The 14241-nt window shown below is 75.7% G+C and carries 13 protein-coding genes; 5 read left to right on the top strand and 8 right to left on the bottom strand.

What is annotated here, in order from left to right:
• Nucleotides 1-367: 367 nt before the first annotated feature.
• Both ABTW95_RS21760 and ABTW95_RS21755 read left to right on the top strand, forming a co-directional pair.
• Nucleotides 368-1936, top strand: a complete 1569-nt coding sequence (locus tag ABTW95_RS21760; protein WP_500227214.1) for a TROVE domain-containing protein — start codon at nucleotides 368-370, stop codon at nucleotides 1934-1936.
• Nucleotides 1937-2159: 223 nt separating this feature from the next.
• The gene (locus ABTW95_RS21755) at nucleotides 2160-2504 is read left to right on the top strand and encodes an RNA polymerase-binding protein RbpA (RefSeq protein ID WP_067802035.1); all 345 of its coding nucleotides are present in this window, start codon (nucleotides 2160-2162) and stop codon (nucleotides 2502-2504) included.
• A 74-nt stretch (nucleotides 2505-2578) separates the two neighbouring features.
• On the opposite strand, the gene ABTW95_RS21750 is transcribed toward ABTW95_RS21755, so the two are convergent.
• Together ABTW95_RS21750 and ABTW95_RS21745 are read right to left on the bottom strand one after the other, a co-directional pair.
• Nucleotides 2579-3241: a response regulator gene (locus tag ABTW95_RS21750; RefSeq protein ID WP_500227213.1), complete on the bottom strand. Its 663-nt coding sequence runs from the start codon at nucleotides 3239-3241 to the stop codon at nucleotides 2579-2581.
• Complete coding sequence (locus ABTW95_RS21745) at nucleotides 3238-4242, bottom strand: sensor histidine kinase (protein WP_500227212.1); 1005 nt, start codon at nucleotides 4240-4242, stop codon at nucleotides 3238-3240. The genes ABTW95_RS21750 and ABTW95_RS21745 overlap by 4 nt, the downstream gene beginning before the upstream one ends.
• Nucleotides 4243-4378: 136 nt before the next feature.
• Here ABTW95_RS21745 and ABTW95_RS21740 point away from each other — a divergent pair, with 136 nt between their 5' ends.
• From ABTW95_RS21740 to ABTW95_RS21730, 3 genes are read left to right on the top strand one after another with little or no spacing between them, the layout of a single operon-like run.
• Entirely contained in the window at nucleotides 4379-5308 is a 930-nt protein-coding gene (locus tag ABTW95_RS21740) for an ABC transporter ATP-binding protein (RefSeq protein ID WP_500227211.1), read from the top strand.
• Nucleotides 5305-6744 (top strand): DUF1349 domain-containing protein, encoded by a 1440-nt coding sequence (locus tag ABTW95_RS21735; RefSeq protein WP_500227210.1) that lies wholly within the window; start codon nucleotides 5305-5307, stop codon nucleotides 6742-6744. Before ABTW95_RS21740 ends, ABTW95_RS21735 begins: the two co-directional genes overlap by 4 nt.
• Before the next feature lie 50 nt (nucleotides 6745-6794).
• Complete coding sequence (locus ABTW95_RS21730) at nucleotides 6795-7580, top strand: ABC transporter permease (protein WP_396449550.1); 786 nt, start codon at nucleotides 6795-6797, stop codon at nucleotides 7578-7580.
• A 26-nt stretch (nucleotides 7581-7606) separates the two neighbouring features.
• Here ABTW95_RS21730 and ABTW95_RS21725 read toward each other — a convergent pair whose 3' ends face one another.
• The 6 genes from ABTW95_RS21725 to kamD form a co-directional block, all read right to left on the bottom strand.
• Nucleotides 7607-8137: an FxsA family protein gene (locus ABTW95_RS21725; RefSeq protein ID WP_396449551.1), complete on the bottom strand. Its 531-nt coding sequence runs from the start codon at nucleotides 8135-8137 to the stop codon at nucleotides 7607-7609.
• A 106-nt stretch (nucleotides 8138-8243) separates the two neighbouring features.
• Nucleotides 8244-8990 (bottom strand): polyprenol monophosphomannose synthase, encoded by a 747-nt coding sequence (locus tag ABTW95_RS21720; protein ID WP_396453841.1) that lies wholly within the window; start codon nucleotides 8988-8990, stop codon nucleotides 8244-8246.
• Nucleotides 8991-8995: 5 nt separating this feature from the next.
• Complete coding sequence (gene lnt / locus ABTW95_RS21715; RefSeq protein ID WP_500227209.1) at nucleotides 8996-10714, bottom strand: apolipoprotein N-acyltransferase; 1719 nt, start codon at nucleotides 10712-10714, stop codon at nucleotides 8996-8998.
• A gap of 594 nt (nucleotides 10715-11308) precedes the next feature.
• Nucleotides 11309-11704 (bottom strand): 3-aminobutyryl-CoA ammonia lyase, encoded by a 396-nt coding sequence (gene kal / locus ABTW95_RS21710; protein ID WP_396449554.1) that lies wholly within the window; start codon nucleotides 11702-11704, stop codon nucleotides 11309-11311.
• Nucleotides 11697-12560 carry a lysine 5,6-aminomutase subunit beta gene (gene kamE / locus ABTW95_RS21705; RefSeq protein WP_396449555.1) on the bottom strand — a complete coding sequence of 288 codons (864 nt, stop codon included), beginning with the start codon at nucleotides 12558-12560 and terminating at the stop codon, nucleotides 11697-11699. The genes kal and kamE overlap by 8 nt, the downstream gene beginning before the upstream one ends.
• Nucleotides 12557-14173 carry a lysine 5,6-aminomutase subunit alpha gene (gene kamD / locus ABTW95_RS21700; RefSeq protein WP_500227208.1) on the bottom strand — a complete coding sequence of 539 codons (1617 nt, stop codon included), beginning with the start codon at nucleotides 14171-14173 and terminating at the stop codon, nucleotides 12557-12559. Before kamD ends, kamE begins: the two co-directional genes overlap by 4 nt.
• Between the last annotated feature and the right edge of the window lie 68 nt (nucleotides 14174-14241).

The raw sequence follows: 14241 nt of genomic DNA, 5'->3' as shown, positions 1-14241 counted from the left end.
GCCTCCGATCTCGGAAGGGCTCGACAACCGAATACGCACCTCCCGGTGCGCAGGTGAACGGATACTTCACGGGTTCGATTCCCATCGCCGGCGGCCAGACCTCCGCTCGCGACGCCCATATCGGGGGCGACCCCGTGCACCGACTCAGATCTCGGGAGGGAGCACATACTTCGCGGGTGCCCGGTGCGCAGGCCACGGATACTTCTTGGATCCGGGGGGCGTGGGTTCGAATCCCACCACCGCCTTCGGGGCGGTGTAGCTCAGCCCGGGAGAGCACCGGACTCGTCATTCCGTAGCCGACTCCTGATCTCGGGCATCTCCGCGGAACGCAGGGCTCCCTCTCCCTTTGCGGAAGGGAGCCTTTCTCATGGCGAAGTTCAACCGCGGCAGCGTCCGCCCGGCCGTGTCCAGCCCGGTCCGCGGCGAAGCGGCGCCGTCCGGCCGCACCCACGAGGGCGCGCCCGGCCACGCCCGCGACGCCAAGAGCGAGCTGTTCCTGCTCGCGGTCGCGAACATGGTCGGCGAGGACGGCTTCTACGAGAGGGCCGGCGACCGCGACGCACGGTTCCGCGACCTGGTCCGCACGGTCGCCGTCGCCGACGGCGAGTGGACGGCCGGGTTCCTGCCGTGGCTGCGCACCGAGGCCGGCATGCGCTCCGCCTCGCTCGTCGCCGCGCTGGACGCCGTGAGGGCCCGCCTCGACGCCGGGCTGAACGGCGGCAACCGCGGGCTCGTCGCAAGCGTCCTGCAGCGCGCCGACGAGCCCGGCGAGGCCCTGGCCTACTGGACGTCCGCCTACGGCCGCACCGTGCCCAAGCCCGTCAAGCGCGGCATCGCCGACGCCGTCCAGCGGCTCTACACCGAGCGGTCCCTGCTGAAGTACGACACCGGCTCCAAGGGCTTCCGCTTCGGCGACGTGATCGACCTGGTCCACCCGAGCCCGGACCCTGCCAAGCCGTGGCAGGGTGACCTGTTCGCCCACGCACTCGACCGGCGCCACAACCGCGGCACCGCACCCGACCCGGACAGGCTCGGCACCCTCGCATACAACGGGACGTTCCTTGAGGCCGCGGCCGAGCGGCCCGAGCTGCTGCTCGACGCCGATGCGCTCCGCCGTGCGGGACTCACGTGGGAGAACGCGCTTTCGCTGGCGGGGGCGAAGGTCGACAAGGCGCGCCTGTGGGAGGCGCTGATCCCGTCCATGGGGATCTTCGCCCTGGTGCGGAACCTGCGGAACTTCGACCAGGCCGGTGTGTCCGACGATGTCGCGCAGCAGGTGGCGGCCGAGCTCGCCGACCCCGAGGTGATCGCCGGGAGCCGCATGCTCCCGTTCCGGTTCCTCGCCGCGCACCGGGCCGCGCCGTCGCTGCGGTGGGCGTGGCCGCTGGAGCAGGCGCTGAACCACTCGCTGGCCGGCGTCCCGGCCCTGGCCGGCCGGACGCTGATCCTGGTCGACCGGTCCGGTTCGATGTTCGGGCCCGTCTCGCAGAAGTCGGGGCTCAACCGCGCCGACGCCGCCGCGGTCTTCGGCGCCGCGCTGGCCGTCCGCGCGGCGCACGCCGACCTGGTCGAGTTCGGCACCGGCCACCGGCCCGTCCGCTTCGGCCAGGGCGAGTCGCTGCTGAAGGTCCTGGAGCGGTTCCACGCCATGGGCGGCACCCAGACCGCCGAGGCGGTCCGGGCGCACTTCCGCGGCCACGACCGCGTCGTGAGCGTCACCGACGAGCAGGCGTGGGGCGGCCCCCGCGGCGCCGACCCGACCGCGCAGGTCCCGGCGCACGTGCCCGTCTACACCTGGAACCTGGCCGGCTACCGGTACGGGCACGGCCCGTCCGGCACCGGGAACCGGCACGTCTTCGGCGGCCTGTCCGACGCGGCGTTCCGCGCCGTCCCGCTGCTGGAGGCCGGGCGCGACGCGGCCTGGCCGTGGCTGTAGCCGGCCTGGCCGTGGCTGTAGCGGGGCCCGCCGGCAGGTCGCGGCCCGCCGGCGGGCCCGCCGCACCGGCCCGGCGGATCCGCCGGACGCGCCGGAGTTTCCGCGCCGGCGGCCCGGTGCGGCCGCAAACAGCAGGGTTGGATCACCCCGGGCGCGGGAATCTTGTCACGGTGTTCAGCGTTGGTCAGGGCAAGACCGCAAGCCGTCTGGGAGGCACGTGACGATGGCCGAGCGCGCACTTCGCGGCACCCGACTCGGAGCGACGAGCTACGAGAACGATCGCAACACCGATCTGGCCCCTCGGCAAGAGGTGGACTACACCTGCACCAAGGGCCACCGGTTCACCGTGACGCTCGCAGCCGAGGCCGAGGTGCCGATGACCTGGGAATGCCGCAACTGCGGCGCAACGGCCCTGCGGGTCGACGGGGAGCTGCCCCAAGCCAAGAAGGGAAAGCCGCCGCGGACCCACTGGGACATGCTCATGGAGCGCAGGACCGTCGAGGACTTGGAGGAGGTCCTCGCCGAGCGCCTGGAGATCCTGCGGGCGGGGCGCAGGAAGTCCGCGTGAGCGACTGAGAGTTTTTCGGGTGACGGGCCCGCACCGGACGACGGTGCGGGCCCGGCCTGTGTCCGGGCCCGCCGTCAGCCGCCGGAGCGGGGCCGGACGAGACCGCTCTCGTAGGCGGTGACCACGGCCTGCACGCGGTCGCGGAGCCCGAGCTTGCGCAGGATCCGGCTGACGTGGGTCTTGACCGTCTCCTCCCCCACGACGAGCCGCGCGGCGATCTCGGCGTTGGACAGGCCCCCGGCGAGCAGGCGCAGCACCTCCGTCTCGCGCGGCGTCAGGGCGTCCAGCACGTCCGGTTCCGGCGGGCGGGGCCGCAGCCGGGCGAACTCGCCGATGAGGCGGCGGGTCACGGCCGGGGCGAGCAGCGCCTCGCCCGCGGCGACGACGCGGACGGCGTCGAAGAGCCGCTCGGCCGTGACGTCCTTGAGCAGGAACCCGCTGGCGCCCGCGACGAGGGCGTCGTAGACGTGCTCGTCGAGGTCGAACGTGGTCAGCATCAGCGCGCGCGGCGCGTCCGGCCCGGCGGTGACGCGGCGGGTGGCCTCGATGCCGTCCAGGACGGGCATCCGCACGTCCATCAGCACCACGTCGGGCCGGTGCTCGCGGCACACCTCGACGGTCTCGGCGCCGTCGGACGCGGTCGCCACGACGGCCAGGTCCGGCTGGGTGCCGAGCAGCGCCCCGAACCCGGCGCGGACGACCTCCTGGTCGTCGGCGACCACCACGCGCACGGTCACGGCGCCTCCAGCGGCAGCGTCGCCTCGACGACGAACCCCCCGGCCGGGCCGGGCCCGGTGCGCAGGTCGCCGCCCGCGGCGGCGGCGCGTTCGCGCATCCCGAGCAGCCCGTGCCCGGCCGGGTCGTGCCCGCCGGGTCCGTGCCCGCCGGGTCCGGGGCCGTTGTCGCGGACGGTGAGGCGCAGCGCGTCCGGCGCGTAGTCGATCTCCACGTCGACCGCGGCGCCGGGCGCGTGCCTGCGCACGTTGGTGAGGGCCTCCTGCGCGATCCGGTAGGCGGCCAGCTCCAGGCCCGGGTCCAGGGCGGCGACGTCCCCGCGGACGATCAGCCGGGCCGCGCCGGCGCCGGACGCGCGGGCCTCGTCGACCAGGTCGAGGAGCTGCTGCAGGCCGGGCTGCGGGCGGCGGGTCGGCTCGGCGCCGGCGTCCTCGCGCAGGACGCCGAGGAGGCGGCGCATCTCGGTGAGCGCGGTGCGGGCGGTGTCGCCGATGGCCAGCAGCCGCTCGGCGCCCTCGGCGGGCATGCCGGGGACGGCGAGCCGCGCCGTCTCGGCCTGCACGGAGATCATCGAGATGTGGTGGGCGACGACGTCGTGCAGCTCGCGGGCGATGCGGGCCCGCTCGCCCCGCGCGGTGTGCTCCAGCAGCGTGCTCTGGAACGCGCGGCGGGAGGCGTCCAGCGCGGCGGCCCGCGCCTGGCGCCGCGCCACGCGCCGCCGCACCAGCTCGGTCCAGACCGCCGCGAGCGCGACGAGCGCCGCGACGGCGGCCCCGCCGTGCAGGACGCACGCCGCGGCCGCCGCGACCGTGATCGCGGCCGCGGCCGCGGTGATCCGGTCGCGGGCCAGGGCGAGCGGCAGTGTCGCGCACACGTCCACCACGATCGCCAGGGACGGCACCGCCCCGGAGCCGTGCGTGCGCAGGACCGCCTCGGCGGCGCCGGCGGCGGCGAGGCCGGCGCCCGCCGCCGGCCACAGCGCCCGCCCGTCGATCTCCCCCACGGACGCCATTGTGGCGCGGCCGGCGGCCCGGCGGCGTCCCTCCCGCGGGGGATGCCCCGTCCCCCGTCCACCGCCCGCGAAGACGCCTCCGCGGCGGGACGACCCGGCGCCGCCGCCGCCCGTAGGGTCCCGGGGCATGGAGGCAACCATCGAAGTGCGGGGGCTGCGCAAGCGGTTCGGCGCGGCCGTCGCCGTGGACGGCCTGTCGTTCACCGCCGGGCCCGGGCAGGTCACCGGGTTCGTCGGCCCGAACGGCGCCGGCAAGTCCACCACCATGCGGATGATCATGGGCCTGGACCGGCCCGACGCCGGGACGGCGCTGGTCGGCGGGAGGCCCTACCGGTCGCTGCGCACGCCGCTGTGCCGGCTCGGCGCGATGCTGGACGCCTCGGCGGTGCATCCGGCGCGCCGCGCCCGCGACCACCTGCGCTGGCTCGCGCACGCCAACGGGCTGCCGGCCAGGCGGGTCGACGAGGTGATCGAGCTGACCGGGCTGGCGGGCGCGGCGCGGCGCCGGGCGGGCGGGTTCTCGCTCGGCATGCGGCAGCGGCTCGGGATCGCCGCGGCGCTGCTCGGCGACCCGCCGGTGCTGATGTTCGACGAGCCGGTCAACGGCCTGGACCCCGAGGGCATCACCTGGATCCGCGGGCTGCTGCGGTCGCTGGCCGCCGAGGGGCGGGCGGTGCTGGTGTCCAGCCACCTGATGAGCGAGCTGGAGGGCGGCGCCGACCACCTGGTGGTGATCGGGCGGGGCCGGCTGATCGCCGACACCAGCGTCGCGGACCTGCTGGCGGCCGCGTCCGGCGGGCGGGTCGAGCTGCGCACCGCCGAGCGGCAGGAGGCCATGACCGTGCTGGCCCGCGCGGGCGCCACCGTCACCGCGACCGGGCCGGACGCGGTGACGGTCGCCGGCCTGCCGTCCGAGCGGATCATCGCGCTGCTCACCGGCGCCGGGGTCGCGTTCAGCGGGATCGCCGAGCACCGGGCGGCGCTGGAGGAGGCGTACATGGAGCTGACCCGGGACGCGGTGGAGTTCCAGGCCCTGACCCGGCAGGAGGCCCCGTGACCGCCGGGAAGGTCTACCGGAGCACCGTCCAGGCGCAGGCCCGGGACGGGTTCGGGCGGCTGCTGCTGGCCGAGTGGACCAAGCTGCGCACCGTCCCCCGCTGGACGCTGACCCTGCTGGCGGCGGTGCTGCTGACGGTGCTGGTGGCGCTGCTGTCGGCGGCGGGGACCCAGGCCACCGGCTCGGGGGACGCGCCGTCCGACCCCGCCCGCCTCCACAAGATCGACCTGGGCCACTTCACCTACCTGCCCCTCGCGGGGGACGGCTCGGTCGTCGCCCGCGTCGCGTCCCGGGACGGCGGCGGCGCGTGGGCGAAGGCCGGGCTGATGATCCGGGGCAGCGCCGAGCGCGGCACCCCGTACGCGGCGCTGATGGTGACGCCGGGGCACGGCGTCCGGCTGCAGACCGGCTACGAGCGCGGCGGCGCCGGCGGCGGGACCGCGGACCTGCCGCGCTGGCTGAAGCTGACCCGCTCCGGCACCGCCGTGACCGGCTACGACTCCCCCGACGGCCGGACCTGGCACCGCGTGGGGTCGGTCCGCCTGGACGGGCTGCCCGAGCGGGCGCTCGCGGGCATGTTCGTGGCCGCCCCCGACGAGATGGCGGTGGAGCGGCGGTTCGGCGGGGAGACCGTGTCCGGGCGTCCTTCCGCCACCCGCGCGACGTTCGACCACGTGTCGGTGTCGCCGGCGCCGCCGGGCGCGGCGTGGCGGGACCGGGGCGCGCCGGGCGGCCCGGCGGCCGCCGCGGACGCCGACGGCCGCACGCTGTCGGGCGGGACGTTCACGCTGAAGGGCTCCGGCGACATCGGCCCCGACGAGTTCGCCGACGACATCACCAAGACCACCCTCACCGGCGTGCTGATCGGGCAGGCGGCGGTCATCGCGCTGGCGGTGCTGTTCGCGACGGCCGAGTACCGGCGCGGCATGCTGCGCACCACGTTCGCGGCGTCCCCGCGCCGGGGCCGGGTCCTGGCCGCCAAGGCGGTGGTCGTCGGCGCGGCGTCGCTGGCGGCCGGGCTGGCGGCGGCGTTCGGGGCGGTGCTGCCCGCCGGGCCGGTGCTGCGCTCGCACGGCATGTCGCCGCCGCCGGTGTCGGACGGCGCGGTGCTGCGGGCCGTCCTCGGCACGGCGGCGCTGCTCGCCGTGGTCGCGGTGTTCTCGCTGGCGGTCGCGGTGATCGTGCGGCGCAGCGCGCCCGCGATCACGATCGTGCTGCTGCTCCTGCTCGTCCCGCAGATCGTGGCGACGGGGCTGCCGCTGTCGGCGGCGCGGTGGCTGGAGCGCCTCACCCCGGCGGCCGGGTTCGCGGTCCAGCAGACGGTGCCGCGGTTCGACCAGGCGATCGGCCCGTGGGCCGGGTTCGGGGTGCTGTGCGCCTACACGGCGGCCGCGCTCGCGGCCGCGGCGTGGCTGCTCCGAAGGAGAGACGCGTGAGCGGAGCGGGCCGGGGGGCGCCTGGGGCCGTCTCCCCGCCGCGGACATGCGTGAGGGCGGTGCACGCGGAGTGGACGAAGCTGCGGACGCTGCCCAGCACCTGGTGGGTGCTGCTGGCCCTGGCGGGGCTGACCGCCGCGGTGGGCGCGGCCGTGACCGGCTCCGTCGACACCTCGCACTGCACGAGCCCGGCCGGCTGCATGGAGGACACCCCGAGGCTGGCGCTGTCGGGTGTGCGGATCGGGCAGGTCGCGGCGGTGGTGCTCGGCGTCCTGGCCGTCGGCGGCGAGTACGCCACCGGGACGATCGCGGCGACGCTGGCGGCCGTGCCGCGCCGGGCGGCGGTGCTGGCCGCCAAGGCCGCCGTGGTCGCGGGCGCCGCCGCCGCGGCCGGGACGCTGGGGGTGCTGGCGTCGCTGGCGGCCGGGCGGGGCCTGCTGCCGGGCAACGGGTTCACCGCGGCGAACGGCTACCCGCCGCTGTCCCCGCTGGACGGCCCGACGGCGCGCGCCGCCGCCGGCACCGTCCTGTACCTGGTGCTGGTGGCGCTGCTGTCGCTCGGCGCGGGGGCGGCGCTGCGGGAGCCGGCGGCGGCGATCACCGCGGTGCTGGCGCTGCTGTGGGCCGTCCCGGCCGTCACCCGGCTGGCCGGGGACGGGGCGTGGCAGGAGCGGCTGGAGAAGGCGTCGCCGATGCCCGCGGGCCTGGCCGTGCAGGCGACGCGGAACCTGGACCTGCTGCCCATCGGGCCGTGGCAGGGCCTCGCCGTGCTCGCCGGCTACGCGGCGGCGGCGCTGCTGGCGGGCGGTGCCGTGTTCGCCGTGCGGGACGCCTGAGCGCGCCGCCCGGGGCCGCCGCGGGGTCAGGCGCGGGAGGCGGTGTCGTCGTCCTCGTGGACGACCTCGCCGCGGACCACCGGTCCGGGCGGGGTCTCCACCCCCTCGGGGCCGGGCCTGCGGCCGAGCGGGCCGAACCCGGCGCCGCCGGCGCCGGGCGGGAACACGGTCGCGGCCCGCTCCTCGGCGGCCCGCATCCGCCGCGCGGCGAACGACGACAGGGACCGCCGGACGAGCGGCCGGGTGAACGGCAGCACGAACAGCAGCCCGAACACGTCGGTGACGAAGCCGGGGAACAGCAGCAGCAGCCCGCCGGCCATGGTGAGCGCGGCGTCGCCGAGCTCGCGGTCGCGCAGGACGCCGGTGCGGACCGTGTCGTGGAGCGCGCCGTAGGCGCGGCGGCCCTCCCGCCGGACGAGCCAGGCGCCGAGCACGGTCTCGGCGACCAGCAGCCCCACCGTGGGCCAGGCGCCGATCGCGGCGCCGACCTGGATGATCACGAAGATCTCCAGCGCGGGCAGCAGCAGGATTCCCAGGACGATCAGCAGCGGCAGCATGGCCCCATTTCCGGGTCGGAAAAGCCTCTCCCCTGTCAACGCCGGGACGCCGCCGATCGTTTCCCGCGGGGCGTCCCGGTCGCGGCGGGTCTCAGCGCGGCGGGTCTCAGCGCGGCGGGCGGAGCCTGCCGACGCGGTCGCTCATGCCCCACTGGGTGATGCGCAGCGCCGCCTCGGCCATCACGTCCCGGCTCATCTTGCTGGTGCCGTGCTCGCGCTCGACGAACGTGATCGGCACCTCCACCACGCGCAGGCCCTGCCGCAGCGCGCGCAGCGCCAGGTCGATCTGGAAGCAGTAGCCGCGCGAGTCGACCTCCTCCAGCCCGATCTTCGCCAGGGTCGCGGCGCGGAACGCGCGGTAGCCGGCGGTGGCGTCGTGCAGCGGGATGCCGAGCATCAGCCGGGCGTAGGTGTTGGCGCCGCGCGACAGCGCCTCGCGCCGCTTCGGCCAGTTCCGCACCTTCCCGCCGGGCACCCAGCGGGCGCCGATGACCAGGTCGGCGTCCTCCAGCGCGGACAGCAGCCGGGGCAGCTCCTCGGGCTGGTGGGAGCCGTCGGCGTCCATCTCGACCATGACGTCGTAGCCGTGCTCGGCGGCCCACCGGAACCCGGCGATGTAGGCGGGGCCGAGCCCGTCCTTGCCCTGCCGGTGCAGGACCTTGATCTGCTCGTCCTTCTCGGCCAGCGCGTCGGCGACCTCGCCGGTGCCGTCGGGGCTGGCGTCGTCGACCACCAGGACGTCCACCGACGGGACGGCCTCGCGCACCCGCCCGGCGATGCGCTCGATGTTGTCCCGCTCGTTGTAGGTCGGGATGATCACGAGCACCCGGCCGAGGTCGGCTGGGATCTCCATCGGTGTCAATTCCCCTCGTTCTTCCTGGCTGTCCATGCCGCCGCGAGGACCGCGCCGAGCCCGAGCAGGGCGAGCGCCCACTCGGGGACGGCCCCGAGCCGGTCCGACAGGGTCCGCTGCGTGCGCGCCGGGACGGTGCGGACCTGGATGTCGGGGACGAACTCGCGGGACTCGGCGAGCATCCGGCCGTCCGGGGCGACGATCGCGCTGATCCCGCTGGTCGCGGCAACCAAGATCGTACGGCCGTGCTCGACCGCGCGCAGCCGCGACATCGCGATCTGCTGCGGCGGGAGGCTGGTGCGCCCGTAGGTGGCGTTGTTGGTCTGCACGACCAGGATGTCGCCGGGCGCCACGTCCCGGACCTCCTTGTCGTAGGCGACCTCGAAGCAGATCACGTCGCCGATGGTGACGGGCCCGAGCTTCATCACGCCCGAGCGGGTGCCCTTGGCGAAGTCGCGCGGGATCCGCTCGAACCGGGTGATCAGCTTGGTGAGGATGTCGCGGAACGGCAGGTACTCCCCGAACGGGACGGGGTGCCGCTTGACGTAGTAGTCGCCGGGCCCGGACTCGGGGTCCCAGACGATGCCGCGGTTCTCGACCTTCTCGCCGTCGGGGGTGTCGGTGAGCGCGCCGACGAGGACGGGGACGCCGACGTCCCGCACGGCGCCGTCGATGGCGGTGTAGGCGTCGGGTTCGCGGTAGGGGTCCAGGTCGCTGGCGTTCTCCGGCCACACCACCAGCTCGGGCCGGGGCACCTGGCCCGCGCGGACCTTGGCGGCGAGCTCGTGGGTGGCCTTGACGTGGTTGTCCAGGACGGCCTTGCGCTGGCCGAGGAAGTCCAGGCCGAGGCGCGGCACGTTGCCCTGGATCACCGCGACGGTGACGGGCCGGCCTGACGCCGGGGTGGGGATGAGCAGCCCGCCCCCGGCGACGGCGGCGATCAGCGCCAGGGCGGCCGCGGCGGGCGCGAGCGCGCGCGGGGTCGAGACGGCCCCTCCGGCGGCACCCTCGGCGGCCTCATCGGAGGCTCCGCCGGGGGCCGGGCCGGCGGTCGCGGCCCGGTCGCGGCGGGACGCGCGGGCGCGGTGCGCGGCCACGGCGGCGTAGGCGAGCAGCCCGCCGGCCAGCGCGGTCAGGAACGTCACCAGCGGTGCGCCGCCGTAGGACGCGTACGGGGTCAAAGGCGTGGCGGTCTGGCTGAACGCCAGCCGCGCCCAGGGGAACCCGCCGAAGGGGACGCGGCCGCGGACCAGCTCCTGGGCGACCCACAGCGCGGCCGTCCACACCGGCCAGCCGGGCAGCCGGGCGGCGACCGCGATCCCGGCGCCCATCGGCAGGAAGTAGGCGGCCTCGACGAGGCTGAGGACGATCCAGCCGTCCGGGCCGATGCGGGAGATGCCCTGCAGGGCGGGGAGGAAGAACGCGGCGCCGGCGACGAACGCGAGCCAGGCGCCGGTGCGGGGCCGCACCCCCCGCACCGCGAGCGTGAGCATCGCGACGCCGACGGGCGCGAGCGGGGTGAGGTCGAGCGGCGGGAACGCCGGCCACATCACCAGCCCGCCGGCCACCGCCAGCAGGGTGCGGGGCCAGCCGGCTCGGCCGCCGCGGCGCAGTCCGGCGCGCAGCCGGCCGAGCCGCCCGTGCGGCGCCTCGCCGGCGGGTGCGCCGGCGTGCCCTCCGGGGCCTGCGGCAGACGACCGGTCCGGGAGGGTCTCCTGCGCCACGTCCCACCTCGTTCGCTCGTTCCTTCCCGGAACGCTACCGGCCGCGGGCACCCGTGGCGACCGCGGACCGGCGCCGGCCCGGACAGAGGCCCGGACGCGGGCCCGGACGGAGGCCCGGACGGAGGCGGGGCCGCGGGCGGGACGGGGCGGGCACGCCGACACGGAAGAGGGCCCGCGACACCCGTCGGGCCGGAGTCGTCCCACAGGCGGTGAGAACGAGGCTCCGTTTTCTACTGGATGTCCGGGCCCTTCCCGGGTCCAACCCCCCGCGCGATCGGGCGGCTCCGCCCGGGCCCGCTCCCGGATCACCGCACTGGCTGAGGCGGGCACGATGCCGACCACTCTCGTGATCCCCGTCCCCGTCGTGGTGCGATGCCCGGCGGCGCCTCGGGCGGCCGATCGGTGAGTCCCGTGCTGGACTGCTGCAAAACTACCGGCTTCCGGCCCGGTGTCAACCGCGCCATGTTCTGCGGCGACACCCTCTTTCCCCAGCTCAGCACCATGATCAGCGGCCCCGGAATTCGGTCCCGGACGATCGGCGATCATGGCGTGGCGGGAGGCGGGCGCCGGACGGCCGGTGCCGGAGGGCCGGTGTCAGCCGCCGGGCGCGGCGACCACCACCGTCCCGGTCGCGGTGACCGCGACGATCGGCTCCGGCAGCACCTCGGCGGCCGACTCGCCCTTGTCCGGGCGGCCCCGGCACACCACGCGCGCCTCGAACTCCATCACGCGGCTGCGGGTGCCGGCGCGGGTCAGCACGGCGGTGGTCTCCAGCACGTCCCCGGCCTTGACCGGCGCGCGGAACTGCACGTCGGCGTAGGAGGCGAACAGGCCCTCGTCGCCGTCGGTGCGGATGCACAGCTCGGTCGCCGCGTCCCCGAACAGCCCGAGGACGTAGGCGCCGTCCACCAGGTCGCCGGCGTAGTGGGCGTGGGAGTAGGGGATGTAGCGGCGGTGGGTGACGGTCGTCCCCTCGCGCGGGTCACTCATCGTCGGCCTCTCCTTCGGTGTCGCGGGCCCCGCCGGGCGCGTGGGCGGGCAGCAGGGCGTGGACGAGGTAGCTGGCGACCTCGGCGGGGGTGGTGCCCTTGCCGAAGATCCGGTCGACGCCGAGGTCGGCCTCGGTGACGGTGTCGAACCGGGGGCCGCCCACCACCAGCAGCGGCCGCCCGATGCCTCCGGCGACGGCGGTGGGGTACTCGGCGTGGAACGCGGCGGCCATCTGCTTGGTGTTGTGCAGGTGCGCGTTGCGCTGGGTGACGACCTGGGAGACCAGCACCGCGTCGGCGTCCTCGGCCTTGGCGCGCTCCACCAGCTCCTCGACGGTGACCTGGGCGCCCATGTTCACGACCTGGATCTCCCGGTAGTACTCCAGGCCCTTCTCCCCCGCGAACCCCTTCACGTTCAGGATCGCGTCGATGCCGACGGTGTGGGCGTCGGTGCCGATGCACGCGCCGACGACCACCAGCCGCCGGTTCAGCCCCTCGCGGATCGCCAGGTTCACCTCCTGGGAGGTCAGCAGCGGGTAGGCGCGCTCCTCCGGGACGGGGATGGACGCGTAGTCGATCAGGTGCCGCACCTTCCCGTACACGATGAAGAAGGTGAAGTCGGGCCCCATCGGCTTGGCGTGCACGACGCTGGCGGGGTCCAGGCCCATCTTCCCGGCGAGTTGCAGCGCGGCGGCCTCGGCGCGCTTGCCGGCGGGGACGGGCAGCGTGAACGACATCTGCACCATGCCGTCGCCGGTGGTGTCGCCGTAGGGACGGATGACCTGCCGGGTGTCGGCGGGCTCCGCGGGGGTCTCAGCGGGGGCCCGGGTCCCGGTCCTGCTGCTCTCGGCCGTCATGCCGGCACCTCCTGGGCGTCCGCGCGGGCGGCGTGCGGGTCCTCGGAGTCGAGGATCTCGATGGCGGGGTTGAAGTAGCCGTCGGCGCGGGGCACGACGCCGTCCAGGCCCTTGCCGCCGTCGGGCGGGCGGCGGGTGACGCCGAACGTGCCCTCGGCGATGGCGTTGAGCAGCCCGTCGTCGGCGATGCGGCCGAGCAGGTCGACCGACTCCGACAGGACCTGCTTGGCCCGCTGGACGACCATCCCGTCCGGGCGGGGCATGAAGTCCTCGGCGAGGTTCCCGCAGGCGTCGCGGACGTAGCGGACGTTCTCCAGCGCCAGGTCGCGGTCCGACAGCCACGGGGTGTGGATGCCCTCGGTCATCATCCCGATCAGGATGATCGACTGGCCGGTCATCACGCCGGCGAGGTTGAAGAAGGCGTCCAGCAGGTAGCCGGCGAAGATGTTGCCGGTCATGTGCTTGGTCGGCGGCATGTACTTCAGCGGCGCGCCGGGGAACAGCTCCCGGACGAGCTGGGCGTGCGCGAGCTCCAGCCGGAACGACTCGGGGATCGCCGGGTTGATCTCGAAGGCGTGGCCGAGGCCGAGCTGGGCGTCCGTCAGGCCCGCCTCGTGCCCGAACCGCTCGTTGAGCAGCTGGCTGACGATCACCGTGTGCGCGGCGTCGACCGCGTCGGCGGTGGTGAGGTAGTTGTCCTCGCCGGTGTTGATGACGATGCCGGCGCGGGCGTGGATCTGCCGGGAGAACCGCTGGTCGATGAACGTCCGGCGCGGGTTGATGTCGCGGAAGATGATCCCGTACATGCAGTCGTTGAGCATCATGTCCAGGCGCTCCAGCCCGGCGAGCGTCGCGATCTCCGGCATGCACAGCCCGGAGGCGTAGTTCGTCAGCCGCACGTACCGGCCCAGCTCGCGGGAGACCTCGTCCAGCGCCGAGCGCATCAGCCGGAAGTTCTCGCGGGTGGCGTAGGTGCCGGCGTAGCCCTCGCGGGTGGCGCCCTCGGGGACGAAGTCCAGCAGCGACTGCCCGGTGGAGCGGATCACCGCGACGACGTCGGCGCCCTCGCGGGCCGCGGCCTGCGCCTGCGGTATGTCCTCGTAGATGTCGCCGGTCGCCACGATCAGGTACACCAGCGGGCGCGGCGGGTCGGCGGTGTCCGGGGCCGGCAGCTCGGCCAGCAGCCGGTCGCGTTCGGCGCGGCGGCGGTCGATGCGGGCGATGCCGCCGCGCGCGGCCTCGCGGGCGGCCTCGCGGGCGCGGCCGGCCTCGGCGCCGGACGGCAGCCGGAACGAGACCCGCCCCCGCGCGGCGGCCTGCGCCAGGTCGCCCAGATCGGCGTACGGGCCGTTCAGCAGGGCGTCCCAGACGGGCAGGGCGAGGCCGTGCTCCAGGCCGACCTGGTCGCGGACGGCGTCGGCGAGGTGGTTGACCCACGGGCGCCCCCCGTCGTCGGCGCCGGTGAGGCCCGCCAGGCGCAGCAGCGCCCGCTCGACCGACACGGTCGTGTGGGAGCGGGCCATGCCGATGATCGGTTCCGCGGCCCGGGCGGCGAGCCGCCGGGCGGTCCGCACCACCTCCGGGTCGAGGTCCAGCTTTCCCTGCGGCGCCATTGCCGTCTCCCCTCACACCGCCGCCCCTGCCGGGCCGGCCCGAACAATCGTCCTTCACACCGGGTTCT

The organism is Spirillospora sp. NPDC127506 (genome assembly GCF_040302145.1).
Classification (GTDB): Bacteria; Actinomycetota; Actinomycetes; order Streptosporangiales; family Streptosporangiaceae; genus Spirillospora.
The sequence above is the reverse complement of the archived record's forward strand: the minus strand, read 5'-3'. Positions and strand labels throughout refer to the sequence as shown.